The sequence below is a fragment of the Aquabacterium sp. UBA2148 genome (genome assembly GCF_002328915.1).
Lineage (GTDB): Bacteria > Pseudomonadota > Gammaproteobacteria > Burkholderiales > Burkholderiaceae_C > Aquabacterium > Aquabacterium parvum.
On record NZ_DCXA01000089.1, the window covers coordinates 957 to 7,414 of the forward strand.

Sequence of the window (6,458 nt, forward strand, 5' to 3'; positions counted from 1 at the left end):
GTACTGCGGCACCGGCTGTGGCGTGCTGATCGAGTCGCGCGAAGACCAGATCGTGCAGGTTCAGGGCGACCCGGATCACCCCGCCAACTTTGGCCGCCTGTGCACCAAGGGCAGCACGCTTCACCTGACCGCCGCCGAAGCGGTGACGAAGCAGACTCGCCTGCTGCACCCCATGCGCCGCGCCAGTCGCCATGCGGAGCCCGAACGCATCGGTTGGGACGCCGCCATGGACGAGGCCGCCGATCGCCTGGCTGCCATCGTGCGCCAGCACGGCCCCCAGGCAGTGGGCTTCTACGGCTCGGGCCAGTTGCTGACGGAGGACTACTACGTCGTCAACAAGCTGGTCAAAGGCCTGCTGGGCACCAACAACCTAGACACCAACTCGCGCCTGTGCATGAGCAGCGCGGTGGCCGGCTACAAGGTCACGCTGGGCAGCGACGCCCCACCCGCCTGCTACGAAGACTTCGACCACGCCGGCACGCTCTTCATCACGGGCTCGAACACGGCCTGGGCCCACCCCATCCTGTTCCGCCGCATCGAGGCCGCGCGCCAGGCCAATCCCGGCATGAAGATGATCGTGGTCGATCCGCGCCGCACCGAAACCGCCGACATGGCCGACCTGCACCTGGCCATCCAGCCCGGTACCGACGTCGCGCTGTACCACGGCATGCTGCACATCCTGGCGCGCGACGGCCTGCTCGACCAGGCCTACATCCGCGACCACACCAGCGGCTTCAGCGAGCTGCTGGAGATCGTCCAGTCGCACACGCCCGAGCGCGTCAGCGAGGTCTGCGGCATCCGCCGCGAAGACCTGGAGCAGGCCGCGCGCTGGTTCGGCAAGCAAACGCCCACGCTTTCTCTCTACTGCCAGGGCCTGAACCAGAGCAGCCAGGGCACGGACAAGAACGCCGCGCTGATCAACCTGCACCTGGCCACGGGCCAGATCGGCAAGCCGGGCGCCGGCCCCTTCTCGTTGACCGGGCAGCCCAATGCCATGGGTGGCCGCGAGGTGGGCGGCATGGCCAACCTGCTGAGCGCCCACCGCAACCTGGGCAGCGAGATCGATCGCGCCGAAGTGGCCGCGTTGTGGGGGCTGCGTGACGTGCCTTCGCAGCCTGGCAAGACGGCGGTCGAGATGTTCGAAGCGGCCGCGCGAGGTGAGATCAAAGCGCTGTGGATTGCGTGCACGAACCCCGCCCAGTCGCTGCCCGACCAGCACACCGTGCGCAAGGCGCTGGAGCGCGCCGAACTGGTCGTGGTGCAGGAAGCGTTTGCCACCACCGCCACCTGCGCCTACGCCGACATCCTGCTGCCCGCCAGCACCTGGGGCGAAAAGGACGGCACCGTCACCAACAGCGAGCGCCGCATCAGCCGCGTGCGCTCGGCCGTGCCCGCAGCAGGCCAAGCCCGCCACGACTGGGCCATCTTCACCGACATCGGCCGCCGCCTGGAGGCCCGCCTGCCCGAGCGCACCTCGCGCTACCTGCCGGGCACCGATACCCTTTTTCCCTACACCACGCCCGAATCCGTCTGGAACGAGCACCGCGAAAGCACCCGTGGACGCGACCTCGACATCACCGGCTTGAGCTACGCCCTCCTTGACGCCAAGGGCCCCCAGCAGTGGCCCATGCCCGAAGGCGCCACCGAAGGGCGCAAACGCCTCTACACCGACGGTCGCTTCGCCACACCGGATGGCCGCGCCCGCTTCGCCGCCGTGCGCCCCCTGCCCGTGCGCGAGGTGCCCGACGAACGCTTCCCCTTCGCGCTCAACACCGGCCGCCTGCGCGACCAGTGGCACGGCATGAGCCGCACCGGCACGCTCGGACGCCTGTTCGGACACGTGGCCGAGCCCAGCATCGAGTTGCACCCGGCCGACATGGCCGAGCTGGGCCTGAGCGATGGCCAGCTCGTGCAAGTCACGTCACGGCGTGGCCAGCTGCTGATCCCGGCCATGGCGCACGAAGGCATGGGGCGCCAGCAGGGCTACATCGCCATGCACTGGGGTGAAGAAGCCTTGGGCGGCGTCGATGCACACGGCCGCCGCGTGACCGGCGTGAACGCCCTCACCCAGCCGGCCTTCTGCCCGACATCCAAGCAGCCCGAACTCAAGCACGCGGCCGTGCGCCTGACCCCGGTCGACTTGCCCTGGAAACTGCTGGCCGTGGCCTGGTTGCCCGCCGACCACGCCTTGGACCTGCGCGAGCAGCTCAAGGCTTGGATGCGGCGTTTTCCGTTCACGGCCTGCGTGCCTTTCGGCCGAGAACCCGATGAACAGGGGCGTGTGGGGCTGCTGTTCCGCGCAGCATCGCCCTCGCCCATCGACGCCACCACGCTCGACGAACTGGCCGCGTTGTTCGGCATGGTCGGGCCCGGCGTCATGCGCTATGACGACCCCAAACAAGGCCAGCAGCGCCGCATGCAGGTGGCGCAAACCGAGCAAGGCCGCCGCCTGCACGCCTTCCTGATGGTGGGCGAGCTCGCATCGGAAAAGTGGGTGCGCCCCCTGCTCCAGGACGACCTGGCCATCGACGAACTCGGCACGGCCCTGCTCGCACCAGGCGACACACCGCCGGTGGCCACTGCCAGCCGGGGCAAGCAGGTGTGCACGTGCTTCAACGTCAGCGACATCGCCATCACCCAGGTGCTGGGGCGTTGCAGCGGCAGCGCCGAGCAGCGCCTGGCCAGCCTGCAAGGTGAGCTCCGCTGTGGCACCAACTGCGGCTCCTGCCTGCCGGCGCTGCGCAAGCTGGTGCAGCAAACCCCGTTCGACACCGCAGACAGCACCTCGCAGAGCAACCCGACGAACGCCTCGGCCACCGCCTGACGGGATAATCCTGCCCTGAAGCAGGACCACCACCAGACACCACGCCGAGGCAACATGGGCATCGCCGCACACATCAAGGTCATCGGCCGGGGCAAGGAAGGCGCCCGACCGCTCTCTCGCGAGCAGGCGCACGACCTGATGTCGCAAGTGCTGGATGGCCAGGTGACCGACCTGGAAATCGGCGCCTTCTGCCTGGCCATGCGCATCAAGGGCGAAACGCCCGACGAGCTCATCGGTTTCCTGCAGGCCACCACCGAGCGCTGCATCGACCTGCGCCCTGCCCTGGCGGCTGCGCCTCGCGGGGTCGTGCTGCTGCCGTCTTACAACGGTTCGCGCAAGCTGCCCAACCTCACACCGCTGCTGGCCTGGGCCCTGGCCAGGCGCGGTGTGGGTGTGCTGGTGCACGGCCCGGCCACGGATCCCACCCGCGTCACATCGGCGCAAGTCATCGCCGCTGGCGGCTGGCCGCAAATCAAGGACGCCGCACAACTGACCACGTGCTGGCAGGCGGGACAACCCGCCTTCATCGACGTGGCAGACCTTTGCCCCAGCGTGGCGCGCCTGCTGGACGTGCGCTGGACGGTGGGCCTGCGCAACCCCGCGCACACCATCGTCAAGCTGCTGGACCCGTTCGCACTGGGCACGCCCGCTGACGCGGACCATGACGTCTCGCCCACGCCGCCACGCCTGCGCGTCATCAACCACACCCACCCCGAATACGGTGAATCGCTCGCAGGCTTCATCGCCTTGAGCGGCGCCGATGCGCTGCTGATGCGTGGCACCGAAGGCGAACCGGTGGCCGACGCGCGACGCCAACCTCGCTTCGACGTCTTCCTGCGCGGGCAGCGGCAAGACGCGCTCAGCCGAGCGCCCGTCGAGGGCGTGCTGGTGTCGCTGCCTGAGCTGCCCGAAGGCCGGGAGGCCGACGTCACCGCCAGCTGGATCGAGGCGGTGCGGCACGACCCTCAGCGCCTGCCAGCATCCATCGATGCCCAGGCCGATTGCCTGGTGCAAGCGCTGTCGCGGGCTCAAGCGGCCTGAGCCCACGTTTGGCGGCGGAGCGTCGCTGCGGGGTCGCTGCAGCCAGCTCCCAGCGTTGACTCGGCTCAGTCCCTCACGCCGTCAGGCTCGATCACCGTTTTGACCTGCGTCGCAGGCGGCTGGTTCATGCGCGTGAGCACCAGGATGCCCAGCAGCACGGTGCCGGTGCCCAGCATCAAGCGGGCGGTCACGGGCTCATCGAGGAACCACGAGGCCAGCCAGATGGTCGACAGCGGTCCGACCATGCCGACCTGAGCCGCCACCGAGGCCCCAAGCATCTGCACACCGCGCATCACCAGCCACACCGGCAGCACCGTGCAGGCCGTCGCGTTGAGCGCCGACAGCGCCCAGACCTGCCAGGGCAAGTGCGTCACCCGCCCCAGGCTGCCGTCGCTGAATGCGTGCACCGACCACCACTGCGCCAAGCACATCACGCAAGCCGCGCAAGACGCCAACCCCACCAGGCGCATGGAGCCCAGTTGCTGAACCAGCTGTCCACTGCCCATCAGGTAAATGGCATAGGACAAGGCACTGAAGAACACCAGCACGCTGCCAATGGCCACGGCAGAGCGGGCATCCAGCCCCTGCGTCGTGTCGGACACCATGTGGGCCACGTCCCAGTCGTGGAGGAACACCATCAGCACGCCCGCATAGCTGATCATCAGCGCCAGCACCTGCACCCCTCGCAAGCGCGCGCCCAGGAAGCACACCGACAACAACAGCACCAGGCTCGGGTTGAGGTAGAGGATCGCGCGCTCCAGGCTGGCGCTGATGTACTGCAAGCCCAGGAAGTCGAGCGTGCTGGCAAGGTAGTAGCCCGTGAACCCCAGGCCGATCACCTGCCAGACCTGGCGGCGGCTGAGTGGCAGGCGCCCACCCGGGCCCGAGCTGCGCCCCGCCCACCAGGCCATCAACAGGAACATCGGCAAGGCCATGGCCATGCGCAAGCCCACCACGGAGATCGCGTCGGCGCCATGGCGGTACATCAGCTTGGCCACGATGGCCTTGCCGGAAAACGCCACCGCACCCGCCAAGGCGCAGAGCAGGCCCTGCGTTCGGCGGTCTCGGGTCAGCGCGGACATGGGGGAGGTCAGGCCAGCAAGCGACATCGCGTCACCTTACCTGAAAACCCTTGGTTGGCCGGATGACAGGGTCTCCCCTGCCGCGCATGCAGGGGCCCTGCTGGGTTTTCGGGACAAAGTGCGCATCGCCGCCGCGTGAAATTCGCGCACACTTGGACGGTGCCCAGGCGCTTGGTCGCTCGGGCGCGCACATGTCTGACTCTGCCGTCACGAAGATGCCTCTTGCACGCATGCCAAAACTTGTTCACACCACGTCGATTGCCCTGATCTCCGGCTTGCTGTGCCTGTCGATGGGAACGGCTCGGGCCGAACCTGCTGTGGCCACCAAGCCCGCTGCCAGCCAGAAGAAGGCCGACAAAAAAGCCGAGGAGAAGCAGGAAGTGGTCGAACTCAACGACCAGGACCCCGCCATGAAAGCAGCCTTCAAGAAGGCGCAGGGCTCCCTCGATGAGTTCCTCAAAATCCACGCAGCCAACGACCCCAACGTCGATGTCGAGTCCGTGCGGGTGCGCCTGAGCGAGGGCAAGGTGACCGAGTACGTCTGGATCCACCCCTTCGAGAAGGACGGCAACGGCTACAAGGGCAAGGCCAACAGCGTGCCCAGCCGGCTCAAGAAGCTGGTCGTGGGTGGCCAGGTGAGCTTCAAGCGCGAAGACATCGTCGACTGGACCTACTTCGAGATCAAGGCCCGCCGCATGCACGGCAACTTCACCACCTGCGTGCAACTGGCCAAGGCACCAGCGGCCGAGGTCGAGGCGCTCAAGAAGTCCTACGGCCTGGACTGCAGCAAGAACCTCTGAGCCCAGCGGGCCCTCACGGGGGCCGCGTTCGCCGCCCGCACGGGCCCGAAACCGCGAATGGCCTCGGCCGACTCGGCCAGCTCGCAGGCAAGCGCATGCTGGCTGGCACTCAGGCCTTCCAGCAGCTGCCCCAGCAGCGCCTCGTACTCGCGCAAGGTTGCCAGCTCGTCACGGCGGGTGGCGCTCCAGCGCAATGGGTCCAGCCAGGTGTTGCGCCAACGGCGTGCCTTGGCCAAGCCGCTCAGCCAAGGCAACCACGCCTGACCGAACGCCCGCTTGGCGACGCGCGGCACCGCACCACCGCCCTCACCCAGCGCAGGAGGTGCCAGGTGAAACACCAAACGCCAATCACCCTCGAACTGCGCCCCCAGCTGTTGCCTGAAGCGCTCTGAGGTCAACAGGCGGGCCACCTCGTATTCGTCCTTGATGGCCATCATCCGAAACAGCTGGCGGGCAACGGCCATGCTCAGGCGCAGCTTGGTCTGGCCGACTCGCGCATCCAGCATCTCCTCGGCCAAACGAAAACGATCGACCCAGCCCTTGTAGCGCAGGGCCAAGGCCTCGTCCTGGTAGTCGGTCAACCAGGCCATGCGGTGGGCCACCAGCGCGTCGAGCTCCGCTGCCGTGCCACCCTGACCGGCACCGGCCTTGGAGCCCAGCCACTGCACCGGTTGCGCCGGCATCGTCAGCCGCGCCACGCGCACCGGGTCG

At 68.1% G+C, this 6,458-nt stretch carries 5 protein-coding genes; 3 read left to right on the forward strand and 2 right to left on the reverse strand.

Annotated elements, in window-relative coordinates:
- The coding region (locus B2W70_RS04740) for a nitrate reductase (protein ID WP_286743366.1) at positions 1 to 2,824 on the forward strand (2,824 nt) is incomplete at its 5' end.
- Positions 2,825 to 2,878: 54 nt separating this feature from the next.
- Complete coding sequence (ybiB, locus tag B2W70_RS04745; protein ID WP_286743369.1) at positions 2,879 to 3,865, forward strand: DNA-binding protein YbiB; 987 nt, start codon at positions 2,879 to 2,881, stop codon at positions 3,863 to 3,865.
- A 65-nt stretch (positions 3,866 to 3,930) separates the two neighbouring features.
- On the opposite strand, the gene B2W70_RS04750 is transcribed toward ybiB, so the two are convergent.
- A complete protein-coding gene (locus B2W70_RS04750; protein WP_286743372.1) occupies positions 3,931 to 4,947 on the reverse strand; it encodes a DMT family transporter in 1,017 nt (338 codons plus the stop codon).
- Positions 4,948 to 5,177: 230 nt separating this feature from the next.
- On the opposite strand from B2W70_RS04750, the gene B2W70_RS04755 reads away from it, so the two are divergent.
- Positions 5,178 to 5,747, forward strand: a complete 570-nt coding sequence (locus B2W70_RS04755; RefSeq protein WP_286743375.1) for a DUF2314 domain-containing protein — start codon at positions 5,178 to 5,180, stop codon at positions 5,745 to 5,747.
- Here B2W70_RS04755 and B2W70_RS04760 read toward each other — a convergent pair.
- On the reverse strand, positions 5,717 to 6,458 hold a 742-nt coding region (locus B2W70_RS04760), incomplete at its 5' end, for a DUF6537 domain-containing protein (RefSeq protein ID WP_349677435.1). The two genes, B2W70_RS04755 and B2W70_RS04760, sit on opposite strands and share 31 nt — an antisense overlap.

Excerpts from the sequence above, each read along its gene's own strand:
- ybiB (WP_286743369.1), top strand. The coding sequence starts at position 2,879 with ATGGGCATCGCCGCACACATCAAGGTCATCGGCCGGGGCAAGGAAGGC.
- B2W70_RS04755 (WP_286743375.1), top strand. The coding sequence starts at position 5,178 with ATGCCAAAACTTGTTCACACCACGTCGATTGCCCTGATCTCCGGCTTG.
- B2W70_RS04750 (WP_286743372.1), bottom strand. The coding sequence starts at position 4,947 with ATGTCCGCGCTGACCCGAGACCGCCGAACGCAGGGCCTGCTCTGCGCC.